Annotated in this window: 21 protein-coding genes; 13 read left to right on the top strand and 8 right to left on the bottom strand. The window is 41.5% G+C overall.

Annotation, left to right across the window (positions count from 1 at the left end):
• Window positions 1-28 precede the first annotated feature (28 nt).
• Complete coding sequence (locus tag AC4CU0_RS12970) at window positions 29-1,462, bottom strand: FimV/HubP-related protein (RefSeq protein WP_490743275.1); 1,434 nt, start codon at window positions 1,460-1,462, stop codon at window positions 29-31.
• A gap of 143 nt (window positions 1,463-1,605) precedes the next feature.
• Window positions 1,606-2,724 carry an aspartate-semialdehyde dehydrogenase gene (asd, locus tag AC4CU0_RS12965; RefSeq protein ID WP_180005293.1) on the bottom strand — a complete coding sequence of 373 codons (1,119 nt, stop codon included), beginning with the start codon at window positions 2,722-2,724 and terminating at the stop codon, window positions 1,606-1,608.
• A 185-nt stretch (window positions 2,725-2,909) separates the two neighbouring features.
• Here asd and AC4CU0_RS12960 point away from each other — a divergent pair, with 185 nt between their 5' ends.
• Together AC4CU0_RS12960 and AC4CU0_RS12955 are read left to right on the top strand one after the other, a co-directional pair.
• Entirely contained in the window at window positions 2,910-4,037 is a 1,128-nt protein-coding gene (locus AC4CU0_RS12960; RefSeq protein WP_180134952.1) for an endonuclease/exonuclease/phosphatase family protein, read from the top strand.
• 369 nt (window positions 4,038-4,406) lie between these two features.
• Window positions 4,407-4,712 carry a hypothetical protein gene (locus AC4CU0_RS12955; RefSeq protein ID WP_257231423.1) on the top strand — a complete coding sequence of 102 codons (306 nt, stop codon included), beginning with the start codon at window positions 4,407-4,409 and terminating at the stop codon, window positions 4,710-4,712.
• A gap of 179 nt (window positions 4,713-4,891) precedes the next feature.
• On the opposite strand, the gene AC4CU0_RS12950 is transcribed toward AC4CU0_RS12955, so the two are convergent.
• The 4 genes from AC4CU0_RS12950 to AC4CU0_RS12935 all read right to left on the bottom strand — a co-directional run bounded on the left by AC4CU0_RS12950 (window position 4,892) and on the right by AC4CU0_RS12935 (window position 9,919).
• Window positions 4,892-6,004 (bottom strand): glycosyltransferase family 4 protein, encoded by a 1,113-nt coding sequence (locus tag AC4CU0_RS12950; RefSeq protein WP_490743274.1) that lies wholly within the window; start codon window positions 6,002-6,004, stop codon window positions 4,892-4,894.
• A 32-nt stretch (window positions 6,005-6,036) separates the two neighbouring features.
• Complete coding sequence (lpxL, locus tag AC4CU0_RS12945; RefSeq protein WP_490743273.1) at window positions 6,037-6,972, bottom strand: LpxL/LpxP family Kdo(2)-lipid IV(A) lauroyl/palmitoleoyl acyltransferase; 936 nt, start codon at window positions 6,970-6,972, stop codon at window positions 6,037-6,039.
• A gap of 89 nt (window positions 6,973-7,061) precedes the next feature.
• A complete protein-coding gene (locus tag AC4CU0_RS12940) occupies window positions 7,062-7,823 on the bottom strand; it encodes a 3-oxoacyl-ACP reductase (RefSeq protein WP_411691154.1) in 762 nt (253 codons plus the stop codon).
• 191 nt (window positions 7,824-8,014) lie between these two features.
• Entirely contained in the window at window positions 8,015-9,919 is a 1,905-nt protein-coding gene (locus tag AC4CU0_RS12935; protein ID WP_490743272.1) for an ATP-binding cassette domain-containing protein, read from the bottom strand.
• 34 nt (window positions 9,920-9,953) lie between these two features.
• On the opposite strand from AC4CU0_RS12935, the gene AC4CU0_RS12930 reads away from it, so the two are divergent.
• The 7 genes from AC4CU0_RS12930 to AC4CU0_RS12900 all read left to right on the top strand — a co-directional run bounded on the left by AC4CU0_RS12930 (window position 9,954) and on the right by AC4CU0_RS12900 (window position 16,880).
• Window positions 9,954-10,199 carry a SlyX family protein gene (locus tag AC4CU0_RS12930; RefSeq protein ID WP_078189840.1) on the top strand — a complete coding sequence of 82 codons (246 nt, stop codon included), beginning with the start codon at window positions 9,954-9,956 and terminating at the stop codon, window positions 10,197-10,199.
• A gap of 132 nt (window positions 10,200-10,331) precedes the next feature.
• Window positions 10,332-11,333 (top strand): hypothetical protein, encoded by a 1,002-nt coding sequence (locus AC4CU0_RS12925; RefSeq protein WP_472585051.1) that lies wholly within the window; start codon window positions 10,332-10,334, stop codon window positions 11,331-11,333.
• A 70-nt stretch (window positions 11,334-11,403) separates the two neighbouring features.
• A complete protein-coding gene (locus AC4CU0_RS12920) occupies window positions 11,404-11,853 on the top strand; it encodes an ammonium transporter (protein WP_180005286.1) in 450 nt (149 codons plus the stop codon).
• A gap of 38 nt (window positions 11,854-11,891) precedes the next feature.
• On the top strand, window positions 11,892-14,534 hold the full coding sequence (gene topA, locus AC4CU0_RS12915; RefSeq protein WP_490743271.1) for a type I DNA topoisomerase: 2,643 nt from the start codon (window positions 11,892-11,894) through the stop codon (window positions 14,532-14,534).
• Window positions 14,535-14,624: 90 nt separating this feature from the next.
• Window positions 14,625-15,419, top strand: a complete 795-nt coding sequence (locus tag AC4CU0_RS12910) for an NYN domain-containing protein (protein WP_067763799.1) — start codon at window positions 14,625-14,627, stop codon at window positions 15,417-15,419.
• 3 nt (window positions 15,420-15,422) lie between these two features.
• Window positions 15,423-16,181 carry a hypothetical protein gene (locus AC4CU0_RS12905; protein WP_067763796.1) on the top strand — a complete coding sequence of 253 codons (759 nt, stop codon included), beginning with the start codon at window positions 15,423-15,425 and terminating at the stop codon, window positions 16,179-16,181.
• A 126-nt stretch (window positions 16,182-16,307) separates the two neighbouring features.
• Complete coding sequence (locus tag AC4CU0_RS12900; RefSeq protein ID WP_067763793.1) at window positions 16,308-16,880, top strand: HdeD family acid-resistance protein; 573 nt, start codon at window positions 16,308-16,310, stop codon at window positions 16,878-16,880.
• Between the two features lie 74 nt (window positions 16,881-16,954).
• Here AC4CU0_RS12900 and AC4CU0_RS12895 read toward each other — a convergent pair whose 3' ends face one another.
• The gene (locus AC4CU0_RS12895) at window positions 16,955-17,404 is read right to left on the bottom strand and encodes a carboxymuconolactone decarboxylase family protein (RefSeq protein WP_067763790.1); all 450 of its coding nucleotides are present in this window, start codon (window positions 17,402-17,404) and stop codon (window positions 16,955-16,957) included.
• Between the two features lie 83 nt (window positions 17,405-17,487).
• On the opposite strand from AC4CU0_RS12895, the gene AC4CU0_RS12890 reads away from it, so the two are divergent.
• Window positions 17,488-18,618 (top strand): glycerate kinase family protein, encoded by a 1,131-nt coding sequence (locus AC4CU0_RS12890; protein ID WP_180079656.1) that lies wholly within the window; start codon window positions 17,488-17,490, stop codon window positions 18,616-18,618.
• A 65-nt stretch (window positions 18,619-18,683) separates the two neighbouring features.
• Here the strand turns inward: AC4CU0_RS12890 and AC4CU0_RS12885 are convergent, their stop codons facing one another.
• A complete protein-coding gene (locus AC4CU0_RS12885; RefSeq protein WP_490743270.1) occupies window positions 18,684-19,067 on the bottom strand; it encodes a hypothetical protein in 384 nt (127 codons plus the stop codon).
• Window positions 19,068-19,164: 97 nt separating this feature from the next.
• On the opposite strand from AC4CU0_RS12885, the gene AC4CU0_RS12880 reads away from it, so the two are divergent.
• The 3 genes from AC4CU0_RS12880 to AC4CU0_RS12870 all read left to right on the top strand — a co-directional run bounded on the left by AC4CU0_RS12880 (window position 19,165) and on the right by AC4CU0_RS12870 (window position 22,120).
• Window positions 19,165-21,153, top strand: coding sequence for an ATP-dependent helicase (locus AC4CU0_RS12880; protein WP_411691162.1), 1,989 nt, complete (start codon window positions 19,165-19,167; stop codon window positions 21,151-21,153).
• An 85-nt stretch (window positions 21,154-21,238) separates the two neighbouring features.
• A complete protein-coding gene (locus AC4CU0_RS12875; RefSeq protein ID WP_067764143.1) occupies window positions 21,239-21,493 on the top strand; it encodes an RNA recognition motif domain-containing protein in 255 nt (84 codons plus the stop codon).
• 123 nt (window positions 21,494-21,616) lie between these two features.
• Window positions 21,617-22,120 carry a DUF6586 family protein gene (locus AC4CU0_RS12870; RefSeq protein ID WP_067763778.1) on the top strand — a complete coding sequence of 168 codons (504 nt, stop codon included), beginning with the start codon at window positions 21,617-21,619 and terminating at the stop codon, window positions 22,118-22,120.
• The last annotated feature ends 39 nt before the right edge of the window (window positions 22,121-22,159 follow it).

The following is a 22,159-nucleotide window of genomic DNA, read 5'->3' as shown; positions in this document are numbered from 1 at the left end:
ATAAAATCTTGATTGGTAACGTTTTAGTTTATTGGCTTCTTTTATCTGCTTGTTGAGCTTTCAACTGTTGTTGCAGTTGAGCAAGACGAGCATTTAATAATTGAATTCTGTGATCCTTTTGATTTAGCGCCAATTCTAATTGAGTTACGTTTCTCTGTAATTTAACGGTTTTTTCACGAGATGTCATAACTTTTAATGACAACTCTTTCGAAGTTTTATTCTTTTCTGCTGCACTGTTGGCAGAAGATTGTGCCGAATCTTGCGCTTTCTCTGCCACCAGACTCATTTCAGCTTGATTCAAGCGGTATTTGGTTTTGCCTGACTGCTTCGAAGGCACTTTGGCAAGTTCTGCCGCAGAGACTTTTACAGGCTGTTTTGCTTGCTGCATACCATGCAGATTTAAGGCCGCACCACGGCGCAGACGGTTTACATCGCCCTGAATGAATGCATGTTCGTTGCTGTTTTTAATCTGTTGCATGACTTCAGAAACAGGGCGGTTTTGTTCTGTCGCAATACGTGAAGCAATTCCCCAAAGGCTTTCATTCGAGCGAACCACATATTTTGCCGCTGGTGTTGCTGTCGATGAAGCCGCGGTACTTGTTGGTTTTGGTGTAGATGCTGTTGGAGCTGTCGTTGTTGGATTTTCACGTTTTTGTGCTGCCTGCTCCGCAGCAAATTTTTGTGCCAATGGGTCTTTAGATCTTGCAATTGATGCTGTTGCAGTTTGTGTGGCTTGCATTTCTGAACTGACAGAGCCGGTCGAATTGGTTTTTGTAACTTGCGAAATTGATGTTTCAGCACCTGATGAAGTACTTCCGCTATGTTGCTCCGCAGGCGTAACACTATAATTTTGTACATGCGTGACAGGTTCAATCGCAACAGGCGTTGACGTTGCTAATTGTGCTAACTGTGGAGGTGCTTTGGTACTGAGTAATAAGGGTTGTTCTGCAGCTACGGGTGCTTTTGCGGTATACAGTGTGCTGACAGGTAAATTTAAGGCAATATCTTTTTCATTTACAATAACGACAGGTGCTAAAGCACGCTCATTGGCACGTGTTTGATTCGCATTCGACGGCGCTGGATTGCGTTTTAATGGTGTGCGAATTTGTTGCAGGCGTGAAGCATTCCCTTCTTTAATATTAACAATAAAATTAAGCTCAGCATCGGTCACTGGACGCGAAGAGGTAATGGTAATTACCCCGTTGCCTGCACCATCACGACGCGTAAAGAAGTTTAAATGTCCCGGTGGTTGATGCCCTGTACCCATACTCAACAAATCCTCTGCAGTGGCTAAACTTGCATTGAGCGGCAGAGATGTGTTTGAGTGGCGAAAATGAATCTCAGCGTACAGCAATTCCCCGGGTGCTGACTGGACTTGTACAGGATCAATGCTGATCGCTTGAATGTTTTGAGATGCAATAACGGCTAAAATGGCGATCTTTAATTTGTTATATACGGTCATCTTAATCTTTAGCTCGAATATATGTCGCATGGCGAAAATTATAGATTAGCGAGTTGTCAAAGAATTGTAAAATATTTACACGACAGTTACATAAAAAAGCCGATCAATTGTGATCGGCTTCCTGTTCAGAGACTTAAAAATGCTTAAGCATTTTTATAATCAATGAGAATTCTTAGCATACGACGTAAAGGTTCAGCAGCACCCCAAAGCAATTGGTCACCCACAGTGAATGCACCTAGGTATTCTTTACCCATGTTGAGCTTACGGAGACGACCAACTGGAACAGACAAGGTGCCAGTTACAGCAACAGGAGTCAGATCAGTCATTGACGCTTCACGGGTATTTGGAACCACTTTAGACCAATCGTTGGCACTTGCGATGATATCTTCGATTTCATCCAGTGGAACATCTTTACGAAGTTTTAAAGTCAATGCTTGAGAGTGACAACGCATTGCACCAATACGTACACAGTGTCCATCGATTGGAACGATTTGCTGGTTGCCTAAGATCTTGTTGGTTTCAACTTGACCTTTCCATTCTTCTTTCGACTGACCGCTTTCAAGTTGTTTGTCGATATAAGGAATGAGCGAACCTGCTAAAGGCACACCGAAGTTTGCAGATGGGAAACCTTCGCCACGTTGTAACTGTGCAATTTTAGAATCGATATCTAAAATTGGAGAACGAGGGTCATCTAGCAAATCTTTGGTATTGTTGTACAAGTAGCCCATACCTGAAATCAGTTCACGCATGTTTTGCGCGCCTGCACCAGAAGCCGCTTGATACGTCATTGAGGTTGCCCATTCCACTAAATTATTTTGGAATAGACCACCTAAACCCATCAACATCAATGAAACGGTACAGTTACCGCCCACGAATGTTTTTGTGCCTTTCACTAAGCCGTCTTTGATTACGTTCATGTTTACTGGGTCAAGTACGATGATCGCTTCATCATCCATACGTAAAGTCGATGCAGCATCGATCCAGTAACCATTCCAGTTTTCAGCTTTAAGCTTAGGAAAAACTTCAGTCGTATAATCGCCACCTTGGCAGGTGATAATGACATCCATTTGCTTCAGACTATCAATGTCCGTTGCATCCATAAGTGCTGGGGCAGTCTTACCACCAAACGCAGGGGCTTCACCACCTGCATTACTGGTAGAAAAGTAAAACGGTTCGAAATGAGCGAAATCGTTTTCTTCAACCATACGTTGCATAAGGACGGAACCAACCATCCCGCGCCAACCGACCAGACCTACTTTCATGTCACTTTGCCTCGGTGCGTTAAAAAAATAAAAAGGGGGTTCGAGTGTACCAAAAGGGCGCATAACTGCAAGCGCTACATAATGAAAACACCAATAATATTGTGCAATATATCTTGTTTATGTTACATGCAAAACTGATATAAATTTATGAATCAATAAAAAATAAAGAATATAAGGGAGGCGTAATGATTTGGATTGAAATACTGGCGGGCTTCGTCATTTGGTTGACATTTTGGTCACTCATACCACGAGATGAATGGTGGTTTCGTGGTGCAGATTTTCCGCGTCTGCAAATCTTGGCTTTGGGCATATTTGCCTTCATAGGCTTAATTTTATGGAATGCTGAATGGGACTTGGCGCGTGAAATCATTTTAATTGGGTTGATTGCTGCTTTGGCATATCAATTAAAAATGGTTTTGCCTTATACCTTTATTTGGAAAAAACAAGTCAAAAAAGTTCGATCAGACCAGTTAGATAAACAGAAACAAATTTCAATCATTGTCTCAAATGTACTTACGCCGAATACTCAATATCACTTATTATTGGCACAAATACAAAAGCATCAACCTGACTTAGTACTCACGCTAGAAACCGATCAAACTTGGCAAAATGAATTGGCAGTGATTGAGGCTGATTATCCTTACCGCGTACCCGTACCTTTGGATAATTTGTATGGGATGCATTTGTATAGCAAGTTAGAACTTAGTGAAACTAAAGTCAAATTTATTCTCAGTGATGAAATTCCTTCGATCCATACCCGAGTCACCTTAGCGTCAGGAAATCAGGTACAACTGTATTGTTTACATCCCAAACCGCCAAGTCCAACGGAAGCAAAAGATTCAACCTTACGCGATGCAGAATTGCTGATTGTCGGCGATCAGATCAAAGATTTAGATGAAAGTTGCATCGTTATGGGGGACCTGAATGATGTGGCATGGTCACGTACCACACGACTCTTTCAACGGATCAGTGGGCTTTTAGACCCACGAGTTGGACGGCATTTCGTGAATACCTTTCATGCCAATTATCCACTGCTGCGTTGGTCGCTCGACCATATTTTTCATAGTACAGATTTTGCATTGGTACATATGGAACGCTTGCCCAATATCGGTTCAGACCATTTTCCAGTCTATGTGGTGCTGCAAACAGGCAGGGTATTTGAGCAAATCCAAGAAGAATTAGAGCAAACAGATGAAGATGAACAAGAAGCGCAAGAGGCAATTCAGGAGGGTATAGAAAAAGCTGAGGAAGAGGAGAAGATTGTGACTGATGAAATCGCCCGTGATTATAAGGATGGTACGAAGGCACCTTGATTTTGTTTGATTTAAGAGAAAAGTGTAAGAAATAGCTTACACAGCATTCGGCTTCTGACGAATGGTCAGGTCAAGTGTATTGACTTATTCTTTGTTCATCGGCACATGGAACTGGGAACGGAACATCCCACTAAGGAAGACGAAGCCGATGGAAGCATCACGGAACGGATGCAGGAAAGGAAAGCCAATAAAAAATAAAAAGAATACTTGTGAAAGCACAACCTCATAGACCCGAGTTTTGCAGGATGCAAAACTCGGGTTTTGCTTTTGTGATATAGAATTCTTTGCTTTTCTTTTGATCAATTTCTTTATACAGTGTGCCAAGAAAAAAACGATGAATTTCCAATAAATATAAGTACGAGGCATTCTATGCTGTCCGAATGGCACCAAAAAATATTGCAGATTACACACTTATCCACCGATGCACTTTCCATTTATCTTGGCTTAATCCTGTTCTTTTTTGTGGCCTTTTGCCATCACCGCCAATTGAAATCACCTTATGCGATTTGGACGGTTGTGGTCGTCGCAGTGGGATTGGAATTGTTTAATGCACGCCATGATATTTTAGATAGAGGCTTTTGGCGTATAGGGCAAAGTTTGAAACATATTCTAAATGTCATGTGGTTGCCGCTAATTCTTTGGTTGATGTCCCGATACCGTGTATGGAAGGGCTAAGTGGAAGCCCGAAATTGAAGGGCTAAATGGAAGGATTAAATCGCCAGTTAAAAAATCCTAATAGAAAAAAAGATATTGTGAAATGCACAATATCCTTTCTAGATGTTGATCGAGTTGCTGAATTAAAAAGATTTCCAGAGCGTTATCCTGCACAGCAAAGATCTATGGCGTGTAGTCAATCAAGCTGAATGCTGAGAGGCTACTTGCGTATACAACTCCAAAGTCTGATCACACATCTCTTTTAAACTAAACATGCTGATAGGCTGCACGTGTTGTGGTTGGTTTAAATGCAACTTTAAGGTATTGAGTAATTGTATTTCATCATCGACAGTGACTAAACCTTGCGGATAGACATTGGATAAAATTTCAGCTACCCCACCACGGTTCCAACCAATCACAGGTGTACCTACAGACAGTGCTTCGAGTACAGTCCGTCCAAAGGTTTCCGCTTGGCTCGACAAAGATAAAACCAAATCGCTAAAAGCTAACCATTCACGGATATCTGAACGATGACCGACAAACGTAATCCGATCACTCAGCCCTTTAGCCGCAATACTGTCTTGCATTTCTTGTAAATAAGCCGCTTTTTTCGGATCTGCACCACCGACCACCACCGCATGTACGTCGGGATACTGTGTTTGTAGCTGTTCCATTAAATGGATCAGGGTTTCATGACCTTTCAAACGGGTGATACGGCCTGGTAAGCAAATCAGACGCTTATTTTCTAGTTCAGGGAAATCTTTTAGGGTTTGATTGAGCCACTGTGCTGAGGGTTGATAACCATGTGGAAAAGAAGCGGGGTCAATGCCACGATAAATACGCACAATGTCCTTGGTAGGACAGTTTTTGTAGTTGTCCGTGATGTATTTGACAACACTATCCGAGACCGCAATGACTTTTTCAGCCTGCGTCATGATTTGACTATAGCGATTAATCGAATAAAAACCATGTACAGTTGAAATCAGGTGAGGTCGCTTGTTTGCAGGAATCCCTTTGAGGGCAAAATGCGTGAGCCACGCAGGGACACGTGAGCGCACATGCACGATGTCTGGTTGATGTTGCTCAATCAGTTTACGTAGAGGACGAATTTGCCATAAGCTTGATAAGGCTTTTTTATGGATTGCGAGCGTGAGGTGAGTTGAACCTTCAGCTTCCAATTGTGCCACCATGCGGCCACCATTTGAAACCACTAAGGACTCATGACCGGCGGTCACTAAAGCACGAGCTATTTCCAAGGTTCCTCGCTCGACACCACCACTGTTCAATTCAGGTAAAAGCTGCATCACTTTCATAGCATTTCTCTTTTTTATGTGCTGAGTTGAACTCAATAGATTTTGTCATAGCCTTGTGGGCGGGTTTTAAAGCGGCGATGGAACCACATGTATTGTGTCGGTGCGATTCGCAGCTGATTTTCAATAATTTTATTGGTCCGAATAGCATCCGAAACTTCATCGTCACTCGGAAAATTGTCCAAAGCAGGTTCAATCAATACATGATATTGAGGGTTGCTGATGTCGCCGTCTCGATAAAAATACAACGGGATCGCCACGGCTTTAGCAATTTTTAATAAGCGACGATGTGCAGTAACAGTGGCTGCTGGAGTACCAAAAAATGGTGCCATGACCCCTTGTTTTAAACCAAAGTCCTGATCAGGACTGTACCAAATGGCATGGCCATTTTTCAGATTACGAATTAAGCCACGCATATCATCATGGTCGATTTGGTTGGCATAGATGGTGGCACGGCAACGCACAATCAACATATCCAACAGCGGATTATTTTGCGGACGATAAACCACATCCGGTTCAAAGAACTGTGCGCATAAATAGCCACCAGCATCGAGCAGGGTAGAATGTGTGCCGAGGAGCAAAATACCTTTGCCTTCAGCTTGTGCATTTTGAATATGCTCTAAGCCTTCAATTTGCACCCGATTTTTGAACCATTGCGGGCTGTACCATGCATTTAAGGTTTCAAAAATACCAATCATTTGGTCGATAAAAACCTGTCTTGCATTGGCTTCAACCTGTTCTGCCGTCCATTCAGGAAAGCAGACTTCCAAATTGCGGATGGTGGTTTTACGGCGTGATTTCAAATTGTTAAAAGCAACAGAACCTAAAAAATGCCCAAGACGATGTTGAATTGCCCAAGGGAGTATTGCCAAAATCATCAGGAAGACAATGCCAATCCAAATTCCCCAATACTGTGGGAGTAAGAATGACCATTGAAACTGACCAGGTTGATATTCAGGCTTTTGACTCATAGGGCAAAATGAAAATGCTAAAAAATAGGAATCAGTTTAACATGAAGCTGAATTGAAAGAGAAAGTTCAGCTTCATGGCATTTACATTTTTAACCTTTAACTAAACCACCATCGACAATGAGGTTTTGTCCTGTCACTGCTCGTGAATAAGGTGATAAAAATATCATAATCGCTGCAGCAAACTCGTCTGGTGTCGTGACTGTTCGTAGTGGTGTTGAAGCTGCAATCAAATCAAATACAGCATCAGGCGTAGCTTTACTGGCATCCGTACTTTGTAACAGACCGCCTGACAACATATTGACATTAATGCCATACTCACCAAGTTCATGTGCTGCTGTACGTGTGAAAGCCAATAGAGCAGCCTTTGCCGCAGTATAGTCATGGTAAGGTACGACAGGATTTTGCAGGAGGTTAGTCCCAATATTCACAATACGTCCAAAGTGGGCATTTTGCATATCCTCTAAGGCTGCTTGAGTCGTATTAAGTGCCGCAACCACAGCACCATTGAATTGTTGTTGTAAGTTTTGTGCTGTTAATTCCGCAATTTTCGGGCGGGCATCGCCATTAAATTGAAAATCAATCAGCGCATTATTCACGACTGACGTTATTGACGCACCGAAATGTGCTTTGGCAGCAGTGAATAATTGCTCAACTTGTGCTTTATCAGTGACATCGGCTTGATAAGCAAAAACTTGCTGTGGAAAATCTAGAGCCAATTGCTGAGCTGCGGTTTGACTTGAAAAATAGTTCACTACGACTTGAGCGCCTTCGGCAATTAATGCCTGACTAATGGCTAAGCCGAGTCCACGAGCGCCACCGGTCACTAATACAATCTGCTCTGAAATTTGCATACACAAGTCCTTATTTGATATGAGCAAACCATAGCAAGCTTTGACTCAAAGCCCAAATCGAATTGAAGGTGTAGGGTTAAGAATATTCCAAACGTTTTTGTTTTCAGTTTTTTAAGTCTGAGATTTAAAAAAAGCCGTATCGAAATACGGCTTTTTAAATGCATTAAGAGTGTAAGACAGTAACTAAATAATTAACCATTACTCATATTTTCAAGTTCTTCTAAGCGTTCCATTTTTTCAAGCATTTCGTCATCAATAGCCGCAAGACGTTGTGAGGCTTTGGTCGCAGCATCAGCATCGGTCACAAACCATGAACCATCTGCCAACTTATCAGTAAGTTCTGCTTGCTCTTTTTCCAATGCCGCAATTTCGGTTGGTAATTGGTCAAGTGCACGTTGATCTTTATAGCTCAGTTTGACCTTTTTCGGTACAGCCGCAGCAGCTGCCGCTTCAGCTTTGGCTAAGGCTTTTTTCACATCACTTTTTTGATCGACTGCAGTTTGGTCAGGACGCTGTTCCAAATAGTCTTGGTAACCGCCGATGTATTCATCGATTTGACCTTTACCATCAAAGACCCAAGTTGAAGTCACCACGTTGTCCATAAATGCACGGTCATGCGAAATCAGTAACAGTGTGCCTTTGTAAGCACTGAGCATTTCTTCTAACAGTTCGAGAGTCACCATATCCAAGTCATTGGTTGGTTCATCCATCACAATCAGGTTCGATGGTTTGAGCAATAATTTAGCCAGCAAAATACGGTTACGTTCACCACCCGATAATGCTTTTACAGGTGTGCGTGCACGTTCAGGAGAGAATAAGAAGTCTTGTAAATAACTGTAGATGTGACGACGGCTACCGTTTACATCGACATGGTCTGAGCCTTCAGAGACGTTATCTTTCACTGATTTTTCAAGATCAAGTGCATTTCGAAGCTGATCAAAGTAAGCAACTTCAAGCTGTGTACCTGTTTTTACTGTACCAGTATGTTCTTGCTCACCCAAAATAGCTTTGATAAGAGTGGTTTTACCCACACCGTTGTCACCGACTAAGCCGATACGGTCACCACGTAATACCAGTGCCGAGAAGTCTTTGATGATTGGTGCGCTGTTGCCAAATTGCACAGCTAAGTTTTCAATTTCAAAGACCACTTTACCTGAGCGCTGCGCATCTTGCGTTGCCATGCTCACTTTACCTTGTTGTGAACGGCGTGCTTTAGACTCTTCACGCAATGCTTTTAGGGCACGAACACGACCTTCGTTACGGGTACGACGCGCTTTAATGCCCTGACGAATCCACACTTCTTCTTCAGCGAGTTTTTTATCGAATAGCGCATTTTGCTTTTCTTCCGCTTCCATTTGCTGAGCTTTGAGTTCGAGGTAACGTGAATAGTTACCTTCATAGCTACGCAAAATGCCGCGGTCAAGTTCCACAATACGAGTCGCAATATTGTCGACAAATGAACGGTCATGCGAAATAAACAACAGGGTTAAGTTGTTTTGATCAAGCAGGAATTTTTCGAGCCATTCAATACTTTCAACGTCCAAATGGTTGGTCGGTTCGTCGAGTAGTAATACGTCGGGCTGCGTCAAGAGAGCACGTGCCAATAAAACACGACGCTTACGACCACCAGACAAATCTGCAAGGTCAGCTTCTGGGTCTAGGCCCATTTTACTGAGGATAGCATTCACCTTGGTTTCAAGTGACCAGCCATCCATTTGATCCATCTGATGTTGTAGGTTACCCATGCGCTCACAGGCGTCCATATCACCGAGTACGCAGGCTTCGCTGGCTTCATGATAAGCACGCAGTACAGTAGCAGCTTCACCTGCACCATCGGCTACAATATCAGCGACTTTGCCCGAATCCATGGGTACATCTTGCGCAAGCATTGAAATCGTAATGCCATTTTGCAATGAAACTTCACCGCCATCTGGCAATAAAGTTCCCTCAATCAGTTTAAGTAAAGTAGACTTACCTTCACCATTACGACCGATTAGACATACTCGCTCGCCACGTTCTAAACTGAAGTTCGCGCCGTCGAGTAGGGAAGGTCCGCCAAATGCAAGCTGGACGTCCCTTAAAGTAATATAGGCCATAATGTTTCCTGAAATCTTATATGAGGAGTGTAAATTGACTACACAACAAAATCTTGATGAACAGGCGTCATTTTCCGCACCCATTGAAGATTTGCAAGTCCGAATTGCATTTTTAGATGATTTAGTTGACCAACTGAATGATCAAGTTGCGCGTCAAAACGCCGAAATCGCTGATTTAAAGAAACAAATGCAGATGTTGTATCGTCGTATTGAATCGGCAGATTTATCTGAAGGTATTGCGGCATTTGACCCGATGACCAACCGCCCACCGCATTATTAATGTCGATTATGAATGACAAGCAGATGACGAATCAGCGCCAAAGCTGTGGATTGGTGTAAATTTATTTGACCTTTTGCAGCGTGACAGGTCTAATGCACCGCATCTGCTGATCGAAACCCATTATTTCATCTCATGAGTCAAAAAGTTGTCCTGCTAGATTTGGAAAATAACCCGCCCACAGCAAATCTATTGCGCAATATCATTGAACATTACAGTACTTTGTATGTGTTTAGCTGCAGCGGAAAATTTGAATATGCACTTGAAGATTTGACTGAAATTGCAGGGTGGATCGCGAGTGGTCAATTGGTGGTTTTGGATATTCCAGAAACGCCGCAAAAAGAATTTGAATATGCGGTGATTGTGGGGCAACTGATGGCCTTGATGGATCCAGATGCGCATATTGAAGTGATTTCAGCAATGCCTGATATTGAATTACTGATGGAACAATTGAACGGCACTGGACTCAGCGCACATCTTATTCAAATTCAGTCAGAACAAGAAGTTTCACATAAAGTGAAGTATAAAATTCCTGACCTAGAAACCATTCGGAATAAACCTGATTTATTACTGATTAAACACTATTGTGATGGTCTGGAAAAACTCAGTGGCAAACCCAACAGTTTGGATAAACTGAAAAACTCATTGATGAATATTTTGCAAGTCTCTAGCGAAAAAGCTCAGCATTTGGTCGGTATGTTGATCAATCTAAAAATCGTCAAACGCTTTGATGAGCAGATTTCGATTCGAAAAAAAGTACTCAAACAATGGGTGCAGCTAGATTTAAATACGACTGCTGAAACAGCATTGCCGATAAAAACAGACCTGAATGCATTTACTGCTTCACTCGAAGAACAAACCTCAAATACTGATGATACGGCATCGATGATTCAGGCTGCACAGCAAGGCTTATTTAAAAATTTCAATAAGATTGATCCTGTGCAAATGGAAGTGATCCGAAAATTGCATGAATTAAAGTCAGATAAACCAAAAGATATCTACGCCTTACGTGATTTATTGGAGCAAATGTTCCCACAATCTGATGTTCGACTATTACTTAAAGAGTTGATCGAAAAAGGATATATCTATTGGAATGGTCACGAAGTGCTGTATAGCCACGAGATGTTCCTGAATTAATTTTATCGAGTGAACTTGCGTTTTATATTGCGCTTATGCAACTCTAATAAAGGAATATAAAGGTTGTGCTATGGAAAATACTGGAATCTGGGTTACTGTTTTTATTGTGGTCTTTGTACTTGGGTCGATTTTTGGACTTCGAGTAAATCCTAGAGAAAAAGCCTTAGGCATTATGCGCGAGAAGGCGCGTAAGATGGGGCTGCACCCACGTTTAGTGGCTGCACCTGCTTGGACCAAGATTCCAATGGCTTCTGAAAAACGTGCCAGTATGGTGGCGTATTACAGTGTGCTGATTCCAGATGCGCGTTTGCCTTTAATGCGTGCTTTAGTGGTCGATGACAAACTTGAACTGGTACATGGTGATGACAAGTTCAAGGATTTAGCCATTACATTAAAGGGCATTTATGCTATTGATATGCAGGCAAACTGTGTAGGACTCTATTGGAACGAAGAATCTGACTTAAGAGCCACACAGCTTGAAGATATGAAAGCATTTTTACATTCATTGGCTGAACTTTAAATTTTAAAAAACCTATTAAACAGGAATGATGGTTAACTATGGCGAACGCTCCTCGGTCCACATCTAAAAGTACCACAGCAAAATCTGCCGATGCTGGGAAAAAGCGTGCGTTAGTGATTGTGGAATCGCCTGCAAAAGCGAAAACAATCAATAAATATTTGGGCTCTGATTACATCGTAAAATCATCGGTGGGTCATGTCCGTGATTTACCTACAGGCGGCTCGAGTAAAACAGCAGAGAAAAAGCCAGTAACTCGTGCGAAATTAACTGAAGCTGAAAAAGCCAAAAAAGCACAAAAAGCTTTGGTTAATCGTATGGGTGTAGACCCTGAAAATGACTGGAAGGCACAGTACGAAGTCCTACCGGGTAAAGAACATGTTGTTGCGGAACTGAAAAAGCTTGCATCGCAAGTTGACGAGGTCTATCTCGCAACGGATATGGATAGGGAAGGAGAAGCAATTGCTTGGCATTTAAAAGAAGTAATTGGCGGTGACGACTCACGTTATCAACGTGTGGTGTTCAACGAAATTACCAAAAATGCCATCCAAGAAGCGTTTAAACATCCTTCTCGCCTGGATACAGATAAAGTCAATGCTCAGCAAGCCCGTCGTTTCCTCGACCGTATTGTGGGCTTTATGATCTCGCCACTCTTATGGGAAAAAATCGCCCGTGGTTTATCGGCAGGTCGTGTGCAATCTGTGGCTGTTAAACTTGTGGTTGAGCGTGAACGTGAAATTCGTGCCTTCGTTCCAGAAGAATTTTGGCAAGTTTTTGCAGATACCAAGTCGAAGAAAGACGATATCCGCTTAGAAGCGGTGAAGCAAAATGGCAAGACTTTAAAACTGCACAATAAAGCTGAAACGGATGCTTTACTGAACCTGATTAAAGATGCCGACTACACAGTTTCAGCACGTGAAGACAAACCAACCAAGGTTAATCCAAGCGCGCCTTACATCACGTCTACATTGCAACAAGCAGCAAGTACACGTTTAGGTTTTTCTGTGAAGAAAACCATGATGTTGGCACAGCGGTTATATGAAGCCGGCTTTATTACCTACATGCGTACAGACTCAACATTCTTGAGTGATGACGCTGTAAATATGGTTCGTGGTCATATTGAAACTGAGTTTGGTCAAAAATATTTACCGGCTAAACCAAATCGCTACGGCAATAAAGCTGGTGCGCAAGAAGCCCATGAAGCGATTCGTCCATCAAATGTCGCGCTAAAAGGCGATAGTTTGGTGGGTGTAGAGCGTGATGCACAGCGTCTTTATGACCTGATCTGGCGTCAGTTCGTTGCATGTCAAATGACCCCTGCAGAATATTTATCATCAACGATTTTAGTTAATGCCAATGGCGTCGAACTCAAAGCCAAAGGCCGTACATTGGTCTTTGATGGTTTCACTAAAGTGCGTGGCCAAAACAAATCGGATGATGATGTACTGTTACCTGCTGTAAAAGTCGGTGAAGTACTGAAACTTGAAAAATTAGATCCATCGCAGCACTTTACTAAACCACCTGCGCGCTTCACTGAAGCATCATTGGTCAAAGAGCTTGAGAAAAAAGGGATTGGTCGTCCATCGACGTATGCTGCGATTATCTCAACCATTCAAGACCGTGGTTATGTGAAGCTCGATAACCGTCGTTTGTTCGCCGAGAAAATGGGTGAAATCGTGACAGACCGTCTCGATGAAAACTTTAATAACTTGATGAACTATGCCTTTACCGCCGATTTAGAAGGTCAGTTGGATAAAGTCGCGGATGGTGATCGTAACTGGAAAGAGTTACTCAATAGCTTCTACGGTGATTTTAAAACACGCTTAACCACAGCTCAGGGTGAAAATGGCATGCGCCGTAATTTACCTGTAGAAGTGGATGCTGTGCACTGTAAAGAATGTGACCGTCCGATGCAAATTCGTACAGGGACTACAGGCGTGTTCTTGGGTTGTTCAGGTTATAACTTACCGCCAAAAGAGCGTTGTAAGGGAACTTTAAACCTGACACCTGTAGAATCATTGGCTGCACTGTCTGATGATGACTCGGCAGAAACAGCAGATTTAATGTCGAAAAAACGCTGTCCAATCTGTGAAACAGCCATGGATAGCTATGTGATTGATGGTGGTCGTAAGTTACATGTCTGTGGTAATAACCCAGATTGTGCTGGTTTTGAACTCGAAGAAGGTGAGTTCAAAATTAAAGGCTACGATGGCCCAACCATTCCATGTGATAAGTGTGATGGCGAAATGCAGCTCAAAACGGGCCGTTTTGGTCCTTACTTTGCCTGCAATAGCTGTGATAACACCCGCAAAGTATTGAAAAGTGGCCAACCAGCGCCTCCACGTGTCGACCCAATCAAAATGGAACATCTACGTTCAACCAAACATGATGACTTCTTTGTACTTCGTGATGGTGCTGCAGGCTTATTCTTAGCGGCAAGTAAGTTCCCGAAAGTACGTGAAACACGTGCGCCGAAAGTGTCGGAACTCCGTAGTGTAGCTGAGCAGCTTGATCCGAAATATCAATTTATTTTACAAGCGCCAGATGTCGACCCTGAAGGCAACCCAACCTTGGTGAAGTTTAGCCGTAAGAATCAAGCGCAATATATTGGTTCTGAAAATGCGGAAGGCAAACAAACCAAATGGTCTTTGGTGTACCAAGATGGTAAGTGGGTTGAGGCTTAAGCTTTAAAATCAATAAAATGCTGACTTCGGTCGGCATTTTTTATGTCAGAATTAATCAAAATTTAAATGATAAAAATGATTGGGGAAATAGTGGAAATTCAAACAAAAAAGTTTGCTGTACTCATAGATGCGGATAACTCTTCAATAAATGCTATTCCTTCCGTATTAGAAGAGGTTGCAAAATATGGAATTGCCAGTGTTAAACGAGTTTATGGGGATTGGAGCAGCGAAACGCTAAAAAATTGGCGTGATGTTTTACTTCCGCATGCGATCACACCCGTACAGCAATTTGCCTATACCAAAGGTAAAGACGCAACCGATATGATTTTGATTATTGATGCGATGGATTTGTTATATGCAGGAGCTTTAGATGGTTTCTGTATTGTATCCAGTGATAGTGATTTTACGCCTTTGGCATCTCGAATTCGTGAGAATGGTTTGAGTGTTTATGGTTTTGGGAAAAAGACAACACCAGAAGCATTTAAAAAAGCCTGTGACAAATTTATCTATGTCGAAAATTTAACAAGTGATATTGATGTAAAAAGCATAGATGAGGATGAATTACTATCTGTTGCAATGAAGAAAGATGTCAACAATATTGAGTCTAAAATATCTGCACAAACTAAAGAAAATACAGTTGCTGATACTATTGATAGAGCGACTTTAAATTTAATTTATAAAGCAGTGAAAGATAATGCAGATGAAAATGGCTGGGCGAATTTGAGCATGGTTGGGCAGTATATTAGTGCAGTAAAACCTGATTTTGATTCACGTAACTATGGACGTGCTAAGCTTTCAGGTTTAATCAAAACGCTTAATTTATTTGAGACAAAAATAGAATTTAGCCAAATGTATTTAAGAAAAATCAAAAAACAAAGTAATTAAATTATGTGGAAAAAAATTCGAGTATTGTGCTTACTCATCATCTTATTGATTGTAGCAGTGAATGCCTATCGTGATAAAAATCAAGATTGGAGCAAACCAGTCTTTGTGCTTTTACATCCGATCAATGCAGATGGATTGGAAAGTACCCAAACCTATATTAGAAATTTAAAAGAAAGCGATCTACTTTCAGCACAACAATTTTTGCAACAAGCTGCACAACAATACCGTGGGAAACCTACCTATTTTTATTTCAAGTTAGGCCGTGAAATTTACTCATTAGCGCCTAAAGTTCCAGATCATGCTGGAATGTTTGATGTCATTTTATGGAGTCTAAAGTTTCGCTATTATGCGTGGAAACAGCATGAAAGTGGCGATGGCGCACCCAGTGTCACATTGTTTTTAAATTATTACGATCCGAAATCAACCAGAGAATTAAAGCACTCAACTGCTTTGGAAAATGGTCGCATCGGCTCGGTGAATTTGTTTGCTTCAGCGAAGCAGTCGGAGCAAAATAAAATTGTATTGGTGCATGAATTACTGCATGCCTTCGGTGCGACGGATAAATATGATTTGGCGACAGGTCAACCAATTTTTCCGCTTGGTTATGCTGCACCCAATCAACAACCCCTATTTCCTCAGGCACAAGCAGAGTTAATGGCAGGGCATATTCCGACATCCAAAATACAAAGTAAGATGCCTGATTCTTTGAAGCAAACCGTTATTAATGAAGCAACGGCGCTCGAGGTGGGATGGCTAAAATAATGTGGATAACGTCGATTTTATCCACAGATGAGGGTGTTTATGTGGATAAGATTTGCACTTTTCTTACATTTCTCTTCATCATTTGTCTGCATAATCAAATGAATAACAATCAACTTGAGAATAAATATGAGAACAGTAGGCAACGATTTAGTTCGCAGTCAGCTCCATGAAAACCGTAAGTGGTATCTCGGTTTAGGAGCTTTGTTGGTGGTTTTCGGTATTGTACTTTTGGCAGCTTTGCCATTTGCGACACTCACCGTGATTTATATTTTCGGTGCATTAATGATGCTTGGTGGGATTATCCATTTCATAGCTGCATTTAAAATATTTGAAGGTGGTTATCGTTGGTTTTGGGCTTTGTTTGGGGTGTTGTACCTCATTGCAGGCTATTATGCTTTTAGTACACCGGTTAAAACAGCGATTGTCCTCACCAATATATTGGCCATTATATTAATCATCGCTGGTGTGATTCGTATTTTTAATGCGCTGTTATTCCGTGCCTTTCAAGGTTGGGGTTGGACACTCTTTTCAGGCATTTTAACTTTGGTGACAGGTGTTATTATTTTGATGTCACCTGATGCGCCATTTTGGGTATTAGGATTATTCTTGGCGGTTGATATTTTATTCCAAGGGGTCAACTACCTTACTTTGGCTTCTTATATTCGACGTGAAGTACCGAAAAGCTCGGCAGAGCAGTAAACTGCTTGCGGATCCTATAAATAAAAAAGAGTGCCTCAGCACTCTTTTTTTATTCACTTGAAATGTGCAACCCGTTAAGGTTTCACGCTATAGCGGCTACTAATTGCAATTCGGTTCCATGTGTTAATGACAATTGCGAGCCATTCAATCGCACTGATTTGATCGTCCGTTAAAAATGGCAAGGCATCTTCATAAACTGCATCAGGAACTTGGCCTTCGGCAATCAATGTAATCGCTTCGATCAAGCTTAAAGCCGCACGTTCTTTTTCATCGTAGTACGCTGTTTCACGCCATGCATTCAGTAGGCTAATACGTTCAATGCTTTCACCTGTTTTAAGTGCATCTTGCGCATGCATGCGAATACAGAATGCACATTCGTTGATTTGGGATGCACGTAATTTGAGTAAATGAGCTAGTCCTTCACTTAGGCCTGCTTCATTTATTTTTTGCATTGCCAGTGCATCAAGTTCTGCGACTTTTTTATATAGCTCAGGTGCAGACTGACCTAGATTGATTCGTGACATTTCGAGCCTTTCTGATGTTTTTAGATATACCTGCTATTTTAAAACCGTTATGGTTGAGGACAAGTTTTATTTTGAGCATTTAGATGACCACTTTTGTTCTTGCGCCCGATTCATTTAAAGAAAGTATGAGTGCTCAACAAGCCTGTGACGCGATGCAGCGTGCAATTTTAAAGCTCATACCAGATGCAAATGTCATCGCTGTGCCAATGGCAGATGGTGGTGAGGGAACTGTAGATGCGTTACTCAGTGCTTGCCACGGTGAAAAAGTGGCGATAGCGCTTACAGGTCCTTTGCCCAATCAACGTGTGACGACGTATTTCGGTTTGATTGACGGTGGGCAAACTGCGGTAATTGAAATGGCAAAAGCCAATGGTATTCATCTTGTGGATATTGCTCAGCGGAATCCTTTATTGACGTCCACTTATGGTACGGGCGAAATGATCCAGGCTGCTCTAGACTTCGGAGTAAGTAAAATTATCATTGGCTTGGGCGGGAGTATGACCAATGATGGCGGTGCTGGTATGGCAAAGGCCTTGGGGGCGCAATTTTTAGATGAAAATGGCTTGGAAATAGCAGTTTGTGGTGGTTGTCTTGATCAAATTAACAAGCTTGATTTGACGCAGCTTGATTCACGTTTAGCGCATACAGACATCATCATTGCCAGTGATGTCATTAATCCACTTTGTGGTGAAAATGGTGCATCCTATATCTTTGGCCCGCAAAAAGGCGCAACGCAGGAGATGGTGCGTCAGTTAGATCAGAAACTCAGTCATTATGCCAATGTCGTTGAAGCGACACTGGGTTGTGCTTTACGTGATGTAGCAGGTGCAGGTGCTGCAGGTGGATTAGGTTTTGGGTTGATGGCTTTTGCAGGTGCATCGATGCAATCAGGTGTGGAATTGGTCATTGAACAAACTCAGTTGCATGCAAAAATAGCACAGGCAGATTATGTGCTCACTGGTGAAGGGAAAATTGATTATCAAACCAAGTTCGGTAAAACACCATTTGGTGTGGCGCAGGTTGCAAAAAAGTTTAATAAACCCGTGATCGCCTTTGCTGGTCTAGTGGGTGAGGAAATAGCAGAACTCTATGATTTAGGTTTCACACAGATTGTTGGGATTAATCCACCAGATTGTAAGCTGGAGGATGCATTAAAATATGCGGAACTAAATTTGGAACATTGCTGTAGAAATGTGATGAGATGTTTGAAATAAAAATCAAGGTAAAATTTATGCATGCATCTAGTGAGTTTTAAGATAATCATAGTTAGAAAATATGATTAATTTTGTTGAAAATCTTTGCAATATTTTTCCATTGGTTTTTGATTTTTTGGAATTATATTTTCAATGTTTTTTATATTTTCTATTGCATTTTCTTTTGCCCGTTTCGCTTTTAATAATTCAGAATTCTCTGAAGCAATTTCATATTGTGCTTTACTCATTTTATAAGCTGCACATAAATTATCGGATATAAGCTTATGATTGCCAGAAATTAGAGCTACAGCTAGATTATCATGGAGTTGAATTCCTTTCTGATTATTTTTACTTATCAAGTGATCAAATTCAGTTTGAGTCAATTTTTTTGCATAAGATGGATGATTTGTAAATATTATGAGTAATAAAACTGGCTGAAGGAAATGGTTAATTAGCTTAAAATTTTTCATAAACTTATCGTTTTCTAGTTTTAATTTTGATCCTACATTAGCATGTATTTTTTTTCAATCTGCTAAACTATACCTATCCATGAAATGATGAGTACATATGAGTTTAGCCAACCTGATTGATGAATTAAATCCTCAACAAAAACAAGCCGCAACAACAGAAGCACAGCATAGCTTGGTTTTGGCAGGAGCAGGTTGTGGTAAAACCAAAACCATCGTGGCGCGTGCTGCCTATTTAATTGATCAAGGCATGCCTGCCAATCAAATTCAAATTTTGACTTTTACCCGCCGTGCGGCCAGTGAAATTGTCGCGCGTGTTGAACTTGCGCTTGGTGAGCAGGCCAAAGGTTTAAGAGCATCGACTTTTCATACCTTTTGTATGTACCTATTACGCCGCATTCCCAAAGCCTTTGGTCTAGAACAGTTTTCGATTATTGATCGTGATGATCAACTCATGATGTTCCGCCTGATTCGTGGTCGTGATGATAAGAAAAACCCCAATCACTTGCCCAAGCCGAAAGAACTTTGTGATCTGTATTCCTTTGCGCGGAATACACGTCAGAAACTCAGCATTGCCATGGAAAAGCAAATGCCTGAGTACTTTGCGTTAAAAGATCAAATCGCGGATATCATGAAAGAATACGAAGCCCGTAAACGTGCGCGTAGTTTTTTAGATTATGACGATATCTTGGCGATTGTCGCGAAAGCCTTAGCTGAGTCAGATGGTTTGGTGGATTATGTGGCTTCGATTTGTCGCCACATGTTGGTCGATGAAATGCAGGATACCAATCCACTGCAATGGGCATTACTTGAGCCATTAAAGGAACGTGTCAGTTTGTTCTGTGTTGGCGATGATGCACAGTCCATTTACGGTTTTCGTGGTGCAGATTTTGAAAATATTCATCATTTCAAAGAGCGTGTACCCGACGCACAGATTTTCAAACTCGAAAAAAATTATCGTTCAACCCAAGAAATTTTAGACCTGTCCAATTGGTTGCTAGATGAAAGCGAAATCAAATACGACAAAAGACTCGATGCTTATCGAGGGGAGGGTGTGAAGCCGAAAATGCACATTTTCCCAAATGAATTTGATGAAGCCAAATGGATTGCCATTGATATTAAAGAGCGACACTACCTTGAAGGTAGTAAATGGTCAGATCACATGGTCTTAGTGCGCTCTAGTTTTGCTGCACGACATATTGAAGCGGCGTGTATCGCTGCAAATGTGCCATATCGCTTTATTGGTGGTATGAAACTACTAGAAACCGCGCACGTAAAAGACTTACTGAGTGTACTGCGTGTGGTGGCGAATCCATTAGATGATATTGCATGGATGCGTTTTCTGACGCTGTGGAATGGCGTGGGTGATGTCGGTGCGAGCAAACTGTCACAGCAAATATTACTTGATCCCGAAATGCAGGCGATTAGTGAAAAGCTAGAAAAATTTGGCAAAGTCCCAGATCAAGCCATTTTGATGATGAAGCAAATGTCAGTACTGAAAGATCAGGTGAAAGAGTGCGTGAGCTTGGCTGTTCAAGCGATTTCTGATCAATTGGCAGAAAACTATAAAAAAGATTGGAACCGCCGTCAGGGTGATTTTGATTTGGTTAAGCAACTGGCATCAAAGCATACACAGCTCAGTGAATTTCTGGAAGAGTATGTGCTCGATCCTGTGTCTATTTCTGAAATTGAACGGCAATCAGATAGTGATGTGGTCACTTTGATTACCATTCACTCTGCTAAAGGGACAGAACAAAAGGTTTGCTATGTGGCAAATGTGACGCCGGGGCAATATCCACATGCGCGCGCGCAAGGTAATTTTGATGAAGTCGAAGAAGAGCGTCGTGTGTTATACGTGGCCCTCACACGTGCGCAGAATGAATTGATTCTGACCAAGCAAAACTTAAATCATTGGGCACGTGAAACTGTAGATGAGCAAGGGCGGAAAGTAGAAAGTTATTTCTTAAATGATTTAACCCGAAATTTATGTAGCTTAGAAACCCATTATAAAACTCGTCAACAAACGGTAAAAAGTGCGTTAATCGAAAGAAAATCGATTAATTTAGATTTTGGCATCGATCTCGATTAAAATAGATCTTTGTCGTGATTTACACGCAAGTTAAAAAGCAAAATAGACCATGCTTTTTGATGATGCTGTCTATTTGGAAAATTTAATGAATATTTTAGTACGTAACTTAGAGCGTTCAATTACTGAGGCTGAATTGGTTGAACTGTTTAAACCATTTGGTACTGTAAAGTCTGCTGTAGTTGTTATGGATGCAGGCACAAATAAGTCTAAAGGTTTTGGCTTTGTAGATATGCCGAATGGCCGTGAAGCGATCAAAGCGATCAAAGGTCTGAATACCTTAAAAGTGAAAGGTATGGGCATTCGCGTTAAGGCTGCTGAAGATAAGCCTGAAGCAAAATAAAAAAAGGGAGCAAGTCGCTCCTTTTTTTATGCGTAAAAATTGATGATTTTGATTGTGAAAATGGCATATGCCATTTAAGTTATATAAGCCAAAATTTTTTTAAATACTAAGGAATATTTCCTCATGTCTCGTGTTGCTCGCTTTCATGCCGATCGTACCAATCAAAAACTCTATTTTGCGCGTTTATCGTGTCAACAGGCAGAGCAGACCGATCATGTTCAACAAGCACAAGCACATCGAGAGGCTGCTGTATTTCATCTGCATGGCGCCGTTTTAGCCTTCTTACAAGAACTGGTTCGTTACTATCGTTTAAATGATCTAGCACCAACCTTGAAGTCCATTGAGAACCTGATGGCAGATAAAGGACAGGTTTCACCTGAAGTTACTGTCATGCAGCAATTGGCTAAGCAGGGCTTTATTGCTGAATTAAAGCGTGCCTATCGTTTTTGTCAGTATGCACCAGAGCCGACAGCGCCTGAACCAGAAGATGAGACTTCATCTAATTTGATTATCAAAGTGACTCAAACACCACAGGCTTGGTTACCAGATACAGCAATTTTGCGTGAATGGCATCGTGATCTGACACAGCTGATTGATGGCTTTCGTAATGAAATGGTGGAGTTTTAATCTGACCATTGACGCTTGAATTTATAAAATTCAACCCGA

The organism is Acinetobacter sp. LipI_15 (assembly GCF_058242865.1).
Note: the sequence above shows the minus strand (reverse complement) of the source record. Positions and strands in the feature narration are given on the sequence as shown.

What these genes read in the sequence shown, in the direction of transcription:
- AC4CU0_RS12955 (WP_257231423.1), top strand. Translation starts at nt 4,407, where the DNA reads ATGCTGTCCGAATGGCACCAAAAAATATTGCAGATTACACACTTATCC.
- AC4CU0_RS12880 (WP_411691162.1), top strand. Translation starts at nt 19,165, where the DNA reads ATGAGTTTAGCCAACCTGATTGATGAATTAAATCCTCAACAAAAACAA.
- AC4CU0_RS12920 (WP_180005286.1), top strand. Translation starts at nt 11,404, where the DNA reads ATGGAAAATACTGGAATCTGGGTTACTGTTTTTATTGTGGTCTTTGTA.
- AC4CU0_RS12870 (WP_067763778.1), top strand. Translation starts at nt 21,617, where the DNA reads ATGTCTCGTGTTGCTCGCTTTCATGCCGATCGTACCAATCAAAAACTC.
- topA (WP_490743271.1), top strand. Translation starts at nt 11,892, where the DNA reads ATGGCGAACGCTCCTCGGTCCACATCTAAAAGTACCACAGCAAAATCT.
- AC4CU0_RS12950 (WP_490743274.1), bottom strand. Translation starts at nt 6,004, where the DNA reads ATGAAAGTGATGCAGCTTTTACCTGAATTGAACAGTGGTGGTGTCGAG.
- lpxL (WP_490743273.1), bottom strand. Translation starts at nt 6,972, where the DNA reads ATGAGTCAAAAGCCTGAATATCAACCTGGTCAGTTTCAATGGTCATTC.
- AC4CU0_RS12905 (WP_067763796.1), top strand. Translation starts at nt 15,423, where the DNA reads ATGTGGAAAAAAATTCGAGTATTGTGCTTACTCATCATCTTATTGATT.
- AC4CU0_RS12935 (WP_490743272.1), bottom strand. Translation starts at nt 9,919, where the DNA reads ATGGCCTATATTACTTTAAGGGACGTCCAGCTTGCATTTGGCGGACCT.
- AC4CU0_RS12895 (WP_067763790.1), bottom strand. Translation starts at nt 17,404, where the DNA reads ATGTCACGAATCAATCTAGGTCAGTCTGCACCTGAGCTATATAAAAAA.
- AC4CU0_RS12925 (WP_472585051.1), top strand. Translation starts at nt 10,332, where the DNA reads ATGAGTCAAAAAGTTGTCCTGCTAGATTTGGAAAATAACCCGCCCACA.
- AC4CU0_RS12890 (WP_180079656.1), top strand. Translation starts at nt 17,488, where the DNA reads ATGACCACTTTTGTTCTTGCGCCCGATTCATTTAAAGAAAGTATGAGT.
- AC4CU0_RS12875 (WP_067764143.1), top strand. Translation starts at nt 21,239, where the DNA reads ATGAATATTTTAGTACGTAACTTAGAGCGTTCAATTACTGAGGCTGAA.
- AC4CU0_RS12960 (WP_180134952.1), top strand. Translation starts at nt 2,910, where the DNA reads ATGATTTGGATTGAAATACTGGCGGGCTTCGTCATTTGGTTGACATTT.
- AC4CU0_RS12970 (WP_490743275.1), bottom strand. Translation starts at nt 1,462, where the DNA reads ATGACCGTATATAACAAATTAAAGATCGCCATTTTAGCCGTTATTGCA.
- AC4CU0_RS12940 (WP_411691154.1), bottom strand. Translation starts at nt 7,823, where the DNA reads ATGCAAATTTCAGAGCAGATTGTATTAGTGACCGGTGGCGCTCGTGGA.
- AC4CU0_RS12900 (WP_067763793.1), top strand. Translation starts at nt 16,308, where the DNA reads ATGAGAACAGTAGGCAACGATTTAGTTCGCAGTCAGCTCCATGAAAAC.
- asd (WP_180005293.1), bottom strand. Translation starts at nt 2,724, where the DNA reads ATGAAAGTAGGTCTGGTCGGTTGGCGCGGGATGGTTGGTTCCGTCCTT.
- AC4CU0_RS12885 (WP_490743270.1), bottom strand. Translation starts at nt 19,067, where the DNA reads ATGAAAAATTTTAAGCTAATTAACCATTTCCTTCAGCCAGTTTTATTA.